Origin of the sequence: Vibrio sp., from assembly GCF_050299255.1 — a bacterium.
Classification (GTDB): Bacteria; Pseudomonadota; Gammaproteobacteria; order Enterobacterales; family Vibrionaceae; genus Vibrio.
The window spans coordinates 90,296-104,403 of record NZ_JBNKVP010000004.1 but is presented as its reverse complement, the minus strand read 5'-3'; the positions used below and the strand labels follow the sequence as shown (position 1 = coordinate 104,403).

Genomic DNA, 14,108 nt, shown 5'->3' with positions numbered 1-14,108 from the left:
ACCCTTTTGATTACCATTGAGTCTGGCAACTGTTGGCTCCCATGGCCGTTGGCTTAAGCCGTCTGCGGTTTAGCATCCACAACATCGCTCTCATCTGTCACTATGTTGGATTCTGCGCCATGCATCCAGCAAACCAGACTATTGGCACACAGCAGTAACATAACGCCGCAGATAGCGGCAGTGACAGCGATACCGCCAAAGATGGCCATCGCACCCAGTTCACCCACATGGGAACCGATTAATCCTGCCACATAGTTGGCAATCGCGTTGAAACCAAACCAGGCACCCATCATCAGCGAAGCCAGGCGCAGTGGCGCCAGTTTAGTCACCAGCGATAAACCGATTGGCGACAGGCACAATTCACCCAGAGTATGGAAGAAGAACGCGCCCACAAGCCACAGCATTGAGGTTTTTACACTGGTGTCGCCGCCTTGTTCCATGACAGCACCGACCATACAGATAAAGCCAATAGCCAGGAAAAACAGCGCCATGGCAAACTTAACCGGTGAGTTAGGTTCGCGTTTGCCCAGCTTGACCCAAAGTGCGGCCAGCACAGGAGCCAGAGTGATAATGAAAAATGGATTCAGGGACTGGAACCAGGCCGCTGGAACCTCAAAATCACCCAGCATACGGTCGGTGTATTGTTGAGTGTAAATATTCATCAGTCCGCCAGCTTGCTCAAAGCCTGCCCAGAACACGATCACAAACAAGCCCATCACCAGGACAACCTTCAATCGGTCCACTTCTTTTGCGGTCAGTGGCTGTTTCTGAGCGGAATGCTTGCTTTCAAGATCGCGTTTTGCCGCAGGCACGACACCAATTTCTCCCAGCAGGCCGGGCGCCAGTGCAATCTGCATCACCAGGCTGACCAGCATACCGATACCGGCGGCGATAAAACCGGCTTGCCAGCCGTACGATTCGGTCACCAGCCCAGAGATAATCCCTGCCAGCAACGCGCCGATATTAATGCCCATGTAGAATATGGTGAATGCGCCGTCACGGCGGTGATCACCTTCCTGATACAGATCGCCAACCATGGTGGAAATATTGGGTTTAAACAAGCCGTTACCGGCAATTAACAGCGCCAGACCAAGATAGAAGGCGTTCACAGAGGAAAATGGCAGTATTTCTGCGGGCAGAGCCAGGGTAAATTGACCGATCGCCATCAGAGTGCCACCGATCAATACAGAACGTCGCTGGCCCAGATAGTTGTCGGCCAACCAGCCGCCGATCAGCGGGGTAATGTAGACAAGACCTGTATAGGTACCATAAAGATCCAGTGCATCTTTGGTTGTCCAGCCCATGCCTCCGTTCAGAGTGGTATCGGTTAAATAGAGCACCAGAATGGCGCGCATGGCGTAGTAAGAAAACCGTTCCCACAATTCAGTGCCGAACAGTAAAAATAAGCCACTAGGATGGCCTAGAATGAGTCGTTGGTTTGCCATAAGTTTTTATAATCCGCAATACGATGGATATTTATGTGGCAATACGTATACATGATGGATTAATAAACTGCAAATATAGGCATATGTAGAATAAGTGTTAAATGTGGAATTAATGTTCTGATATTTAAAACTTTTTATGTCTGGCACGCAATTCGTGTCACAGATAGTGAAAAATTAGATTACGCTTTTAGCAGGTAGATTAACTGCCAATCAGACGGGGTAATGAGCTCTACGGTTGTTGTAGATTGCGCCGGTCTGCTGAACATTAGCAGTGAAAATGTTAGGATGCGCCAAACATAAAAATAATTTGGCTAGAAAAAATGAAGCAATGGTATCTGTTATATTGTAAACGAGGCGATCAGCGTCGCGCCAAGTTACACCTGGAAAACCAAGGTGTAGAGTGCTATTACCCGCAAGTTAAGCTGGAAAAGCTGGTCAGAGGTAAGCGGCAAGCGGTAACGGAGCCGTTATTCCCCTCCTATATGTTTGTCCGTTTTGACTATCAAGACGGGCCGACGTTTACTGCTGTCCGTTCTACACGGGGTGTGGTGGACTTTGTCAGGCAGGGGGCCTATCCGCAGGAACTACAGGGTGACCTGGTATACGCGCTGAAAGAGCTGGAAGGGGAATACGCCGAACAGGTGGCTTCCACACTCCCCGCTAAAGGGGATTCAATGCGTATCCAGCGTGGCCAGTTTGCTGGCATTGATGCCATCTACCATGAACCGGATGGTGAGACGCGTTCTATTTTGCTGGTTAAGCTGATCAACCAACCGGTACCTGTTAGCATTGACAATCAGGATCTGGATATAGATTAATAAAAAGGCACCGAGAAGGTGCCTTTTTGCTAACGGTGGACGTTATCGTTAGTAAGCGTCGTTGTGGACGGTTTGTACTGCACGGCCTGACGGATCGACACAGTTTTTAAATGATTCGTCCCATTCAACTGCTTTGGCTGAAGAACAAGCCACAGATGGTCCGCCAGGTACGCATTTGGCGGCAGATTCCAGCGGGAACAGCTGCTCAAAGATCTCCCGGTACACATAACCTTCTTTGGTGGTTGGCGTGTTGTAAGGGAAGCGGAACGATGCTGTTTCCATCTGCTGGTCGGTTACTTTCTGCTCGGCCACTTCTTTCAAAGTATCAATCCAGCTGTAACCGACGCCATCTGAGAACTGCTCTTTCTGGCGCCAGGCGATAGAGTCTGGCAGGTAGTGTTCAAAACATTCGCGCAGAATGTGTTTTTCCATTTTGCCGTTGCCACACATTTTGTCTTCCGGGTTCAGGCGCATCGCGACGTCGATAAACTCTTTATCCAGGAACGGAACGCGCCCTTCTACGCCCCAGGCGGCCAGAGATTTGTTCGCGCGGGCACAGTCAAACATGTTCAGGGCCAGTAGTTTACGCACCGTCTCTTCATGGAACTCTTGCGCGTTTGGTGCTTTGTGGAAATACAGGTAGCCACCAAAGATCTCGTCAGCTCCTTCGCCGGACAGCACCATTTTAATTCCCATGGCTTTAATCTTACGTCCCATCAGGAACATAGGTGTAGAGGCTCGGATGGTAGTGACGTCATAGGTTTCAATGTGGTAGATAACATCACGAATTGCGTCTAAACCTTCCTGGATAGTGTAAGTCATCTCATGGTGTACGGTACCAATCTTGTCCGCCACTTCACGAGCAGCTTTCAGGTCAGGTGCACCTTCCAGCCCAATAGCAAATGAGTGCAGCTGTGGCCACCACGCAGCAGATTTTTCATCATCTTCGATACGCATCGCCGCAAAGCGTTTTGCGACTGCTGAGGTAATCGAAGAGTCCAGGCCTCCAGACAGCAGTACACCGTATGGTACGTCGGTCATTAGCTGGCGTTTGATTGCCGCTTCCAACGCTTCCGTCAGTTCTTCTTTGCTGGTGGAATTCCCAGCAACTGCCGCGTATTCGTTCCAGTCACGGATATAGTAGCGTTGTGGCTCGCTGTCGCCGGAGCTGAAGTAGCAACCCGGAGGGAACTCACTGATGGTTTTGCACACTGGAACCAGTGCTTTCATTTCTGAAGCTACATAGTAGTTACCGTGTTCATCATGGCCATGGTACAGCGGGATAATACCGATATGGTCGCGACCGATCAGGTACTGGTCTTTTTCTTCATCATACAGAACAAACGCGAAGATGCCGTTCAACTCTTCCAGCATATCCATCCCCAGATCCTGATACAGAGCCAGAATGACTTCGCAGTCAGAATCGGTTTGGAATTCGTATTTGCCTTCATAGCGGGCACGAATTTCTTTGTGGTTATAGATTTCGCCGTTAACGGCCAGGATATGTTTCTTATTATGGCTGTATAGAGGTTGCGCACCGCTATTCAGACCTACGATGGCCAAACGCTCGTGAGCGAGGATCGCTTTGTCTGAAGAATAGATACCTGACCAGTCCGGGCCACGGTGGCGTAATTTTTTAGACATTTCCAAGGCCACATGGCGCAGCGCTTGAGCATCACTTTTAATGTCCAGAATGCCAAATACAGAACACATACTACTTCCTTAATCTGTTGTCACAAAGTTTCTACATCTAAATTTGCCAGTTTGACTAAAAAAAGCAACAGCTCTTGATGGAAATAAAATTAAAAAGCGCTGTTGATTAGATATTATTTAATAAAAACCTTTTTTTATAAAATGAAATCCATGTTTTGCTGGAAATGTAGCCAAAAAGAGTTGTTGTCCGGTCAATTTTGTCCGTTCTGGGCTGTGAATTTGGGCGCCAATTGATCGCATACGTGTCTCGCAAAGCCGCTACCGGCTTCGCGGTAAATATTAAACGCGGCATCGGCTCCGTCGTCGAGCAGGGTTTCTATCTGGTCCGGATAAGCGGCGATGGCGGCAATTTTACCAGTAAAACCACGTCGCCTTAACAGATCAAGCGCAATCTGATTCCCCTGATGATTTGGCATTGCCAGCAACACCAACTTAACCTGAGCCGTGTCCAGTACCCTTTCCCAGAAGTCTGGGTCGGTGGCATCTCCACTGATGACATTGCGTCCGTGGCGCTGGTGATGATCAACACTCTCTTCGCGCACTTCTATTCCGAGGCAGACCTCACCAAATCGGCTGACCATTTCGTCATAAGTGCCGGTACCGATACGGCCCATGCCCAGGATCAGTACCTGCGCATGGCCGGGATTGATCAGTTGATCTTTAAAGTGCAACTGTTCCGCTGCATGCTCTTTGAGCCAGTGGCGAGAGCGCAGATAAACTTGATGACCAAGGCGGTTTAGTGGTGCAGCGATGACGAATGAGATTGAGACAGCCAGTGCCAACGCCACCAGGATATCGCCACTCATCCAACCCATCTTAAACGCCAGTCCACCAACAATCAGGCCAAATTCACTGTAGTTAAACAGTGACAACGCGGCGAGCAGTGAAGTGCGGATACGGAACTTGAACCGATTCAGAACCACGAAATAGAGCACGCCTTTGACCGGCAAAAGCAATAGAAATAGCAAGGCGAGGGCAAAGCCATTCAGGGTGGGTTGTTCCGACAGGCCAATATTGAGAAAGAAGGCGACCAGAAACAGCTCTTTGAGGTTAAATAAAGATTTGGATAGCTCGGATGCTTTCTTGTGTCCCGCCAGCATCATGCCAAGGATAAGCGCGCCCAGGTCAGGTTTCATACCGACTAATTCAAACAGGCCGGCGCCAAATATCAGCGCAATAAATACGCCAAACAATACTAGCATCTCACCGTGGCCAACGCTGTCGAGGGCTTTAAACAGCAGTGGACGAACCAAGGGTAGGCCAAACAGCGCAATCGCATACCACTCGGGTAGCTTGCCGGTAGAGGCGGTAAGAAACACCACGGCAAAGATATCTTGCATCACCAGAATGCCGATGGCGATGGTGGCATAGGTGGCGTTCATTTCGCCTTTTTCCTGCAGCGATTTAATCGCAAATACCGTGGAAGAGAATGACAGGGCAAAGCCGAGCAGGACCAACTGACCCAGTGTCATCGCCGCCAGTGAGCTGACTCCAATCAGCTTAAAGGCGATCAATGCCAGTGAAAAGCCCAGGGTCGACAGTAGGTTATGTATGCTGGCGCCAGCCCAAATCTCTTTGGACAGCAATGTTTTAATATCCAGCTTCAAACCGATAGTGAACAGCAGCAGTGTCACACCTAAATCGGCCAGAGTGACGAGTGTTTCATCGGAGCGAACGCCAAAGGCGTGCAGGGCGAATCCTGCTAGTAGGAAACCCACCAGAGGGGGAAGGTGGCATTTTAATGCCAGTAAACCGGCCACAAAGGCGGCCGCAATGAGTATCAGATCCATGGTACCTTACAATAAAAAAGCTATGCGTTAGCGGGCATAGCTTTGATTGTAACTGATTGAGATACTTTAAGGATTACTCTTCAAGTAATTTTTGTAACAAGACGCCATTGAGCATTGCGCGCTTGATCATCGCGAATGCGCCCAGGGTTGGCTGACTGTCGATCTGCGAGGCGACGATCGGTAACCCGTTGTGGAAAGTGGTTAAAGACTGGTTTTCCACATTGCGCCGAATTGCAGGAAACACGATATCTTCACAAGCGGTAATATCACCGGCGACCACTATTTTCTGCGGGTTGAACAGGTTGATTGTGATCGCGATGGCCTTACCGAGCTGATTGCCGACCCGGACCAGGCTCTGCTTCGCCAACTCGTCACCCGTGTTGGCGTGTTCACAGACATCTTTAATGGTGATGTCATCCAGCTCGGCCAAGGAAGACTCGTATCCTTGTGCGATCAGCTTCTTAACTCGTTCCACAATAGCCGGGTTGGCGGCCACGGTTTCAAGACAGCCAAAGTTACCGCACTGGCACTGCTCTCCAAGAGGGTCGATCTGAATGTGGCCAATTTCACCGACGTTGCGGTTTGACCCGAGAAATACCTGGCCGTTGACGATAATACCTGCACCGGTACCCCGGTGGACACTGACCAGTATAGAGTCCTGGCAGTCTTTGCTGGCACCGAAATAGTGTTCTGCCAGGGCCATACCGCGGACATCGTTACCGACAAAACACTGAACGTGGAACTCGTTCAATACCAGCTCAGCCAGAGCCAGGTTATTGATTTCAACGTTAGGCATGTAGTCGATAACACCGGTTTCCGGGTTGACCAGCCCCGGCAGCGAAATGCCAATCGCAATTAACTGGTTGATGACACCCTGCTGGCTATCGATAAAGGATTTGATTTGGGCCAGTAACCCTTCAACCAGCTCTGCTTGGGTCTGATATTTAAAGTTGTGCTGAGCGGAGGCCAACTCTTCACCGGCCAGGTTAAACAAGCTCAGCTGCAGATAATCTCGGCCTAGCCGCGCGCAAACGGAGTGGAATGGCGCTACTTCCGTTGTCAATGAAATCGCCCGGCGCCCGCCCGTAGACGCTTGCTGAGCCACTTCCTTGATCAAACCGCGTTCCAGAAGTTGGCGGGTGATTTTAGTAACGCTGGCCGGAGCCAGTTGACTAACATCAGCTACCTGAATTCGCGAGATCGGCCCTTGCTGGTCGATAAGGCGATAAACCGCAGCACTGTTTAACTGTTTAACGAGATCTACGTTACCTATTTGTCCGCCATTCATTCTCAATCTTGCTCGTATTGTCCATTCACTATTGTCGCGACGAGATTAAAGTCCCGATCGAAAGCGGTTAAGTTGGCGATCATTCCTGGTTTTATCCGCCCCAGAACATCGTCTTTACCAATTGCTTTTGCCGGGTAAAGCGTTGCCATACGTAACGCTTCATCCATCGCGATGCCTACATGCTCAACCGTATTCTGAACTGCTTCGATCATGGTTAGAGCTGAGCCGCCAAGTGTGCCGTTTTCATCGACGCACTTGCCATCTCGGTAATATACTTTCTTACCGACAAAAATAAAGTGATCCATGTTCGCGCCTGCCGGAGCTGTGGCGTCGGTCACTAATACTAATTTTTCGCCCTTAATTTTGTGAGCGATTCGAATATTGGCATAATCTACATGGAATCCGTCGGCAATGATACCCGCGTAAACCTCTGGTGTATCAAGAATTGCTCCGACAACACCCGGTTCGCGGCCCACCATAGGCGTCATAGCATTAAACAGATGGGTGGCGAAGCGGATACCAGATTCAAACCCTTTGCGCGCTTCCTTATAAGAAGCATTGGTGTGACCGATGGAGACTAAAATGCCCGCTTTTGCCAACCGCTCGATGTGTTCCGGACGGTTCTGTTCCGGTGCGAGCGTGACTTTAGTGATGATATCGGCATTGTCACAGAGAAAATCGACCATCTCGTCGTCTGAACGGCGAATGTAGTCCACGCAGTGGATGCCTTTTTTCATTACGCTCAGGTATGGACCTTCCAGATGCAGCCCTAGCGAATGGTTCTGATATTGGCGATGGTACTCTCGGGCTGCCGATACTGCCTGGCGCATGTCCTGATCAGATGAGGTGATAAGAGTCGGTAAAAAGCTGGTACAGCCAGACTTTAGGTTGGCCTTGTGCATAGTATGAATGGTGTCTGCGTCAATCGTGTCATTGAACATGACTCCGCCACAACCGTTCAGCTGCAGATCAATAAACCCCGGACTCAGGTTGGCACCTTGCAGATCCTGCTGAGCGATGTCTGCGGGAAGTTCAGATCGCGGGCAGACAGAGACGATTTTATCCTGCTGGATAATCACCGCGTGATCGACCAATACTTCTGATCCGGTGTAGATTTTACAGTTAGTTAGCGCATACATTTTAGCTAATCCTTATCAACTTGAATCTTTTGTTCTTTGGCAATCAAATCAGCGCTGAAAATAACTTTATTTGTGCGCTTCAATTAGATTGCAAAATTGGTTTTGCGAGCGAAAAATTTGCCGTCAATTTGGTGACTGGTTGCTTATGCTGTTTGGCATTGGCATAACTTTTTATTTATTTTACCTTTTCGCCCAATCCCCCGTCTTTATTAAGATTGACGCAATTGCTTTGTCTGAAAGCAAACCAATGTTAACGCCAAACCGCTGTTTTTTTGAATTGTAAAATAAGTTTTATGATCTGGCTAGCAAAAACTTCCCGAACAGCCGGTATCTGGTGATTAGGATCACAAATGATGAGGTTTTAATTTGCGGGGCGAAATTATTGTCATACACTGACCCTGACTAAATTGAATGACTAAAATAAGTCTCAGGGCGATATTCCAAAAATCCTATAGGGGGAAACTAAGGTGAACATTCTTGGATATTTTCAAAAGGTAGGTAAGGCACTGATGGTGCCGGTTGCTACACTACCTGCAGCGGCGATACTGATGGGTATCGGTTACTGGATCGACCCAACCGGTTGGGGTGCTAACAGTGCATTAGCTGCATTTCTAATCAAGGCTGGCGCGGCGATTATCGACAATATGTCGGTACTGTTTGCCATCGGTGTTGCTTACGGTATGTCGAAAGACAAAGACGGCGCAGCGGCTCTGGCTGGTTTCGTGGGCTACACAGTTATTACAACACTTTTAAGCCCAGGAGCGGTTGAGTCTATCGGCCTGGTTGCTCTGGATGATGCAGAAACCAAGCTGGCGTTTGCTAAGATCGGTAACCAGTTTATCGGTATTCTGTCTGGTATTGTTGCCGCTGAACTGTACAACCGTTACTACCAGGTTGAACTGCACAAAGCGCTGGCATTCTTCTCAGGCAAACGTCTGGTTCCTATTCTGACTTCATTTGCGGCTATCGCAATCTCGTTTGTACTGATGTATGCGTGGCCTGTCATCTTTGGTGGTCTGGTAAGCTTTGGTGAGTGGATCACTGGTCTGGGTGAAGTTGGTTCTGGTCTGTACGGCTTCTTTAACCGTCTGCTGATTCCTGTTGGTCTGCACCATGCACTAAACTCAGTGTTCTGGTTCGATATGGCGGGTATTAATGACCTGGGCAACTGGTGGAATCCTAACGCAATCGCTGAAGGTGTTGGCGTAGTGGGCGAGACTGGTCGCTACATGGCAGGCTTCTTCCCAGTGATGATGTTCGGTCTTCCTGGTGCAGCTCTGGCTATCTACCACACTGCGAAACCTGAAAACAAAGCGAAAGTTGCTTCTATCATGATTGCAGCCGGCTTTGCATCATTCTTTACTGGCGTGACTGAGCCACTGGAATTCTCATTCATGTTCATGGCTCCGGTACTGTACCTAATCCACGCCGCGCTGACTGGTCTGTCTCTGTTCATCGCCGACGTAATGAACTGGACTGCGGGCTTCGGCTTCTCTGCAGGTCTGGTGGATATGGTACTGTCTGCTCAGAACCCTCTGGCAAACAAATGGTACATGCTGCTGGTGCAAGGTGCGGTATTCTTCTGCCTGTACTACGTAGTGTTCCGTACTGCCATCGTCAAGTTCGGCCTGAAAACACCTGGTCGTGAAGATGACGAAAGCAGCGAAATCGCAGGTTCGTCAAACTCTTCTGAACTGGCGAAGCAGTACCTGAAAGCGCTGGGTGGTCATGCAAACCTGACTAACATTGATGCTTGTATCACTCGTCTGCGTCTGACTCTGAAAGACACCAGCGTGATCAACGAAAAAACCTTGAAAGACCTGGGCGCCATGGGGGTCGTGAAACTGGGTTCAAACAACATTCAGGTTATCCTTGGTCCTCTGGCTGAAATCATTGCCGGCGAGATGAAAAACATTCCGGCTGATGCAGATTTATCAGGAGTACAACTGCCAGCATAAGCGGATTTATTATCTCAAATCAAAATGCCTCCCTTGTGGAGGCATTTTTTGTCTGTTTCAGGCGAAATTTCGTAGTTATTAGTTGTCTAGCTAGCCAGAAATGTGGATGATTGACGATTATCGCTAGAAACATAAAATTGCAAATCAGAGGTATTCCTTGATGAGTGAAGCTGAGGCTCGTCCATCGAACTTTATTCGCCAGATCATTGATAAAGATTTGGCGGATGGCACCCACAACAGCGTGCATACTCGTTTCCCGCCGGAACCGAACGGTTATCTGCATATCGGTCACGCTAAATCCATCTGCCTGAACTTTGGTATCGCTCAGGACTATCAAGGCAAATGTAATTTGCGTTTTGATGATACCAACCCTGAGAAAGAAGACGTTGAATACGTTGAGTCAATCAAGAATGATGTTCATTGGCTTGGGTTTGAGTGGGATGGTGAAATTTGTTATTCATCCAACTATTTTGACCAGCTGTATGGCTTTGCCGTAGAGCTGATTGAAAAAGGCCTGGCTTACGTAGAAGAACTCAGCCCGGAGCAGATTCGTGAATACCGTGGTACGCTGACAGAACCAGGTAAACCAAGCCCATATCGCGACCGTAGCGTTGAGGAAAACCTGGCGCTGTTCGAAAAAATGCGTGATGGTGGCTTTGAAGAGGGTAAGGCATGTCTGCGTGCAAAGATCGACTTGGCTTCGTCCTTTATCGTTCTGCGCGATCCCGTGCTGTACCGGGTACGTTTTGCTCACCACCATCAAACCGGTGATAAATGGTGCATCTATCCGATGTACGATTTTACCCACTGTATTTCCGATGCGCTCGAAGGCATTACCCACTCCCTGTGTACACTGGAGTTCCAGGACAACCGCCGTCTGTATGATTGGGTACTGGATAATATTACTATCCCTTGTCACCCTCGCCAGTACGAGTTCAGTCGCCTGAACCTGGAATATACAGTGATGTCGAAGCGTAAGCTGAACCAATTGGTCACGGAAAAATTGGTCGACGGCTGGGATGACCCGCGTATGCCAACCATTTCGGGTCTGCGTCGCCGCGGCTTTACGCCAGCATCCATTCGTGAGTTCTGCAAACGCATCGGTGTGACCAAACAGGACAACATGATCGAAATGGGCTCACTGGAATCCTGTATTCGTGATGATCTGAATGAAAACGCACCGCGTGCAATGGCCGTTCTTGACCCGGTGAAAGTTGTGATTGAAAATTTTGCTGACAGCAGCGAAGTACTCACTGTTGCCAATCACCCGAATAAGCCTGAAATGGGCGAACGCCAGGTGCCATTCAGCCGCGAACTGTGGATTGAACGCGAAGATTTCCGTGAAGAAGCCAACAAGAAATATAAGCGCTTAGTATTAGGCAAAGAAGTGCGTTTGCGCGGCGCTTATGTGATTAAAGCCGAGCGGGTAGAAAAGGATGCCGAAGGCAATATCACCACCATTTTCTGTAGCTACGATGCCGATACATTAGGTAAAAACCCGGCGGATGGTCGCAAAGTCAAAGGCGTGATCCACTGGGTATCTGCGGAGCAAGGTCTGCCGGCGGAAATCCGTTTGTACGACCGTTTGTTTACCGTGCCAAACCCTGCAGCGGCAGACAATTTTGCTGAAACCATCAATCCGGACTCGCTGGTTAAGGTGAACGGTTATGTTGAACCAAGCCTGGCCGAAGCTCCGGCCGAGAAAGGCTTCCAGTTTGAACGTATGGGCTACTTCTGTGCCGATGTGAAAGACTCTTCTGCAGAAAAGCTGGTGTTTAACCGCACTGTGGGTCTGCGTGATACCTGGGCCAAGATCGAATCGAAATAAGTGCGCGGTGCAGGCCGGTGTGTTCCGGTCTGTCATCTTACAGGTATAAAAAAGCCAGCTGAATAAGCTGGCTTTTTAGTATCGGTAACACGATCAGGACTTAGGCTTGTGCGCGTCAGGGTTGTCTTTGCATGAACCATCACTGCATTTACCGTAGAGGTAAAGACTGTGGTTAGTCAGAGACACGTTGTATTTCGCTGCGATTTCACGTTGACGTTGCTCAATGACGTCGTCTGAGAATTCGATCACTTCGCCACAGTCCAAGCACACTAGATGGTCATGGTGGTGCTGGGTGGACAATTCAAACACCGACTTACCACCTTCAAAATGGTGGCGGGTAACGATACCTGCATCATCAAATTGGTTCAGAACGCGATAAACCGTAGCCAGGCCAATCTCTTCACCTAAGTCGATCAGTTTCTTATAAAGCTCTTCAGCACTGATGTGTTGGCACTCGGGTTGCTGTAATACTTCTAAAATTTTCAGCCTTGGAAGGGTAACTTTTAGACCAGCATCCTTTAACGCTTGGTTATTGTCTGACATATGTTTTCCTGTTGATGATCTGCAGCAAATAACAGAGTTCAATATTCCTATTATTATAGGGTAGTCCATCTTAACAATAAACCACGAACTTCAAAGGGTTACTAGTTAAAATTGGCTAACTGAGCACGATATGAGTAGTAAGTTGTGGTATGACCAGTTACAATTGATTAACATTGTCGATTGGAACAGGTTAGGAAATCAGTTGATGAATAAGGGACTAGCTAAGATTTATACGCCAAAGTTGGTTAAGTGGGCGTTGAATATCTGGCCACCGTTTTGGGGCGCCGGAATTCGTATCCTGTCTATTAGTGACGACTTTCGTCAGGTACAGATGAAACTTAAGCTACGCTGGTGGAACAAGAATGCCAACCGTACTCAGTATGGCGGCAGTATCTTTTCCCTCACCGATCCGGTCTACTCACTGATGTTGATGGGCATACTGGGTGAGCAATATTATGTGTGGGATAAGGACGCCAGCATTAATTTTGTTAAACCGGGTAAATCAGATCTGTATGCTGAATTTGAAATTAGCCAAAGTCAGCTGGAAGAGATCCTGCATATGACATCACTCGGTGAGAAGTGTTTTCCGGAGTTTATTATTCACGTTAAAGACAGCCGTGGCGAAGTGGTGTCTGAAGTGCAGCGTCGCCTGTATGTGCGTAAAAAACCTGAATACCGTGAAGAAGAACTGGCATAAAAAAACCTCCGCGGGGAGGTTTTTTTACATTAGTCTTCCAGCTCTGCCAGGCACATTTCCTGGTAAATCTGTTCAACCCAGCTTTTGACGCGCTGATCAGTCAGTTCAGGTTGACGGTCTTCATCGATACACAGGCCGACAAACTGGCTGTCGTCGCCGTCAATCAGGGCTTTAGACGCTTCAAACTCGTAACCTTCGGTGGAAGTGTAGCCCAGGATAGTGCCGCCTTTGGCTTCGACGATATCACGAACAGTACCCATGGCATCGCAGAAGTACTCGGCGTAATCTTCCTGGTCACCACAACCGAAAATCGCGACCAGTTTGGTGGAGAAGTCGATTTGCTCCAGTTCTGGGAAGAAGTCATCCCAGTCACACTGAGCTTCGCCGTAATACCAGGTTGGAATGCCCAGTAGCAGCAGGTCAAAATTCTCGATGTCTTCTTTGCTACTTTTAGCAATGTCTTGTACGTGAACCAGTTTTTTTCCTAGTTGCTTTTGAATCATCTTAGCAACGGCTTCAGTATTACCTGTGTCGCTACCGAAGAAGATACCTACACTTGCCATAGAATCTATACCTTTCGTTGTGTCTGTAATTGGCGGAGGAGGAGAGTCGATTAACCTAACCCGGTTCCTTCCCAGCTCAACTGAATGATGCCTTTGGCAATGAATCCGGCACAGCCGAGAAACAGTACCAACCATACAATACGACGACCGAATGGCGGAACATTACCTTGTTTGAGGACGTCTTTTATCGCCATACCAATCAGCAAGAAGATGGATGCGAAGAGCAAGTCCAGCCCTATAGACTCAAGCATGTTCATGTAGTCGTACAGCATGGGTTTCCTTTCAGCCAAATTTGTTGCGCGCACTATACCACTGTTGCCGGCTAA

Annotated in this window: 12 protein-coding genes; 4 read left to right on the top strand and 8 right to left on the bottom strand. The window is 48.7% G+C overall.

Going from position 1 to position 14,108, the window contains the following annotated elements:
* Positions 1-53 precede the first annotated feature (53 nt).
* Positions 54-1,445: a peptide MFS transporter gene (locus ACQY6F_RS02900; RefSeq protein WP_428772074.1), complete on the bottom strand. Its 1,392-nt coding sequence runs from the start codon at positions 1,443-1,445 to the stop codon at positions 54-56.
* 320 nt (positions 1,446-1,765) lie between these two features.
* Here ACQY6F_RS02900 and rfaH point away from each other — a divergent pair, with 320 nt between their 5' ends.
* The gene (gene rfaH / locus ACQY6F_RS02895; RefSeq protein WP_428772073.1) at positions 1,766-2,263 is read left to right on the top strand and encodes a transcription/translation regulatory transformer protein RfaH; all 498 of its coding nucleotides are present in this window, start codon (positions 1,766-1,768) and stop codon (positions 2,261-2,263) included.
* A 48-nt stretch (positions 2,264-2,311) separates the two neighbouring features.
* Here rfaH and asnB read toward each other — a convergent pair whose 3' ends face one another.
* The 4 genes from asnB to nagA form a co-directional block, all read right to left on the bottom strand.
* Complete coding sequence (asnB, locus tag ACQY6F_RS02890) at positions 2,312-3,976, bottom strand: asparagine synthase B (protein WP_428772072.1); 1,665 nt, start codon at positions 3,974-3,976, stop codon at positions 2,312-2,314.
* A gap of 191 nt (positions 3,977-4,167) precedes the next feature.
* Positions 4,168-5,766 (bottom strand): cation:proton antiporter, encoded by a 1,599-nt coding sequence (locus ACQY6F_RS02885; protein ID WP_428772071.1) that lies wholly within the window; start codon positions 5,764-5,766, stop codon positions 4,168-4,170.
* A 73-nt stretch (positions 5,767-5,839) separates the two neighbouring features.
* Complete coding sequence (nagC, locus tag ACQY6F_RS02880) at positions 5,840-7,054, bottom strand: DNA-binding transcriptional regulator NagC (protein ID WP_428772070.1); 1,215 nt, start codon at positions 7,052-7,054, stop codon at positions 5,840-5,842.
* 2 nt (positions 7,055-7,056) lie between these two features.
* The gene (gene nagA, locus ACQY6F_RS02875) at positions 7,057-8,193 is read right to left on the bottom strand and encodes an N-acetylglucosamine-6-phosphate deacetylase (protein ID WP_428772069.1); all 1,137 of its coding nucleotides are present in this window, start codon (positions 8,191-8,193) and stop codon (positions 7,057-7,059) included.
* Between the two features lie 467 nt (positions 8,194-8,660).
* On the opposite strand from nagA, the gene nagE reads away from it, so the two are divergent.
* Together nagE and glnS are read left to right on the top strand one after the other, a co-directional pair.
* On the top strand, positions 8,661-10,151 hold the full coding sequence (gene nagE, locus ACQY6F_RS02870) for an N-acetylglucosamine-specific PTS transporter subunit IIBC (RefSeq protein ID WP_428772068.1): 1,491 nt from the start codon (positions 8,661-8,663) through the stop codon (positions 10,149-10,151).
* Positions 10,152-10,311: 160 nt separating this feature from the next.
* Complete coding sequence (gene glnS / locus ACQY6F_RS02865) at positions 10,312-11,979, top strand: glutamine--tRNA ligase (protein ID WP_428772067.1); 1,668 nt, start codon at positions 10,312-10,314, stop codon at positions 11,977-11,979.
* A 93-nt stretch (positions 11,980-12,072) separates the two neighbouring features.
* On the opposite strand, the gene fcrX is transcribed toward glnS, so the two are convergent.
* Positions 12,073-12,522, bottom strand: a complete 450-nt coding sequence (fcrX, locus tag ACQY6F_RS02860; protein WP_428772066.1) for a ferric iron uptake transcriptional regulator FcrX — start codon at positions 12,520-12,522, stop codon at positions 12,073-12,075.
* A gap of 205 nt (positions 12,523-12,727) precedes the next feature.
* On the opposite strand from fcrX, the gene ACQY6F_RS02855 reads away from it, so the two are divergent.
* Positions 12,728-13,219 carry a DUF4442 domain-containing protein gene (locus tag ACQY6F_RS02855; RefSeq protein ID WP_428772065.1) on the top strand — a complete coding sequence of 164 codons (492 nt, stop codon included), beginning with the start codon at positions 12,728-12,730 and terminating at the stop codon, positions 13,217-13,219.
* A gap of 29 nt (positions 13,220-13,248) precedes the next feature.
* On the opposite strand, the gene fldA is transcribed toward ACQY6F_RS02855, so the two are convergent.
* On the bottom strand, positions 13,249-13,782 hold the full coding sequence (fldA, locus tag ACQY6F_RS02850) for a flavodoxin FldA (RefSeq protein WP_428772064.1): 534 nt from the start codon (positions 13,780-13,782) through the stop codon (positions 13,249-13,251).
* A gap of 50 nt (positions 13,783-13,832) precedes the next feature.
* Positions 13,833-14,054, bottom strand: a complete 222-nt coding sequence (locus ACQY6F_RS02845) for a DUF2788 domain-containing protein (RefSeq protein WP_428772063.1) — start codon at positions 14,052-14,054, stop codon at positions 13,833-13,835.
* Positions 14,055-14,108: the final 54 nt, after the last annotated feature.

Excerpts from the sequence above, each read along its gene's own strand:
- nagA (WP_428772069.1), bottom strand. The coding sequence starts at position 8,193 with ATGTATGCGCTAACTAACTGTAAAATCTACACCGGATCAGAAGTATTG.
- ACQY6F_RS02885 (WP_428772071.1), bottom strand. The coding sequence starts at position 5,766 with ATGGATCTGATACTCATTGCGGCCGCCTTTGTGGCCGGTTTACTGGCA.
- fldA (WP_428772064.1), bottom strand. The coding sequence starts at position 13,782 with ATGGCAAGTGTAGGTATCTTCTTCGGTAGCGACACAGGTAATACTGAA.
- ACQY6F_RS02900 (WP_428772074.1), bottom strand. The coding sequence starts at position 1,445 with ATGGCAAACCAACGACTCATTCTAGGCCATCCTAGTGGCTTATTTTTA.
- fcrX (WP_428772066.1), bottom strand. The coding sequence starts at position 12,522 with ATGTCAGACAATAACCAAGCGTTAAAGGATGCTGGTCTAAAAGTTACC.
- rfaH (WP_428772073.1), top strand. The coding sequence starts at position 1,766 with ATGAAGCAATGGTATCTGTTATATTGTAAACGAGGCGATCAGCGTCGC.
- ACQY6F_RS02845 (WP_428772063.1), bottom strand. The coding sequence starts at position 14,054 with ATGCTGTACGACTACATGAACATGCTTGAGTCTATAGGGCTGGACTTG.
- nagC (WP_428772070.1), bottom strand. The coding sequence starts at position 7,054 with ATGAATGGCGGACAAATAGGTAACGTAGATCTCGTTAAACAGTTAAAC.
- glnS (WP_428772067.1), top strand. The coding sequence starts at position 10,312 with ATGAGTGAAGCTGAGGCTCGTCCATCGAACTTTATTCGCCAGATCATT.
- ACQY6F_RS02855 (WP_428772065.1), top strand. The coding sequence starts at position 12,728 with ATGAATAAGGGACTAGCTAAGATTTATACGCCAAAGTTGGTTAAGTGG.
- asnB (WP_428772072.1), bottom strand. The coding sequence starts at position 3,976 with ATGTGTTCTGTATTTGGCATTCTGGACATTAAAAGTGATGCTCAAGCG.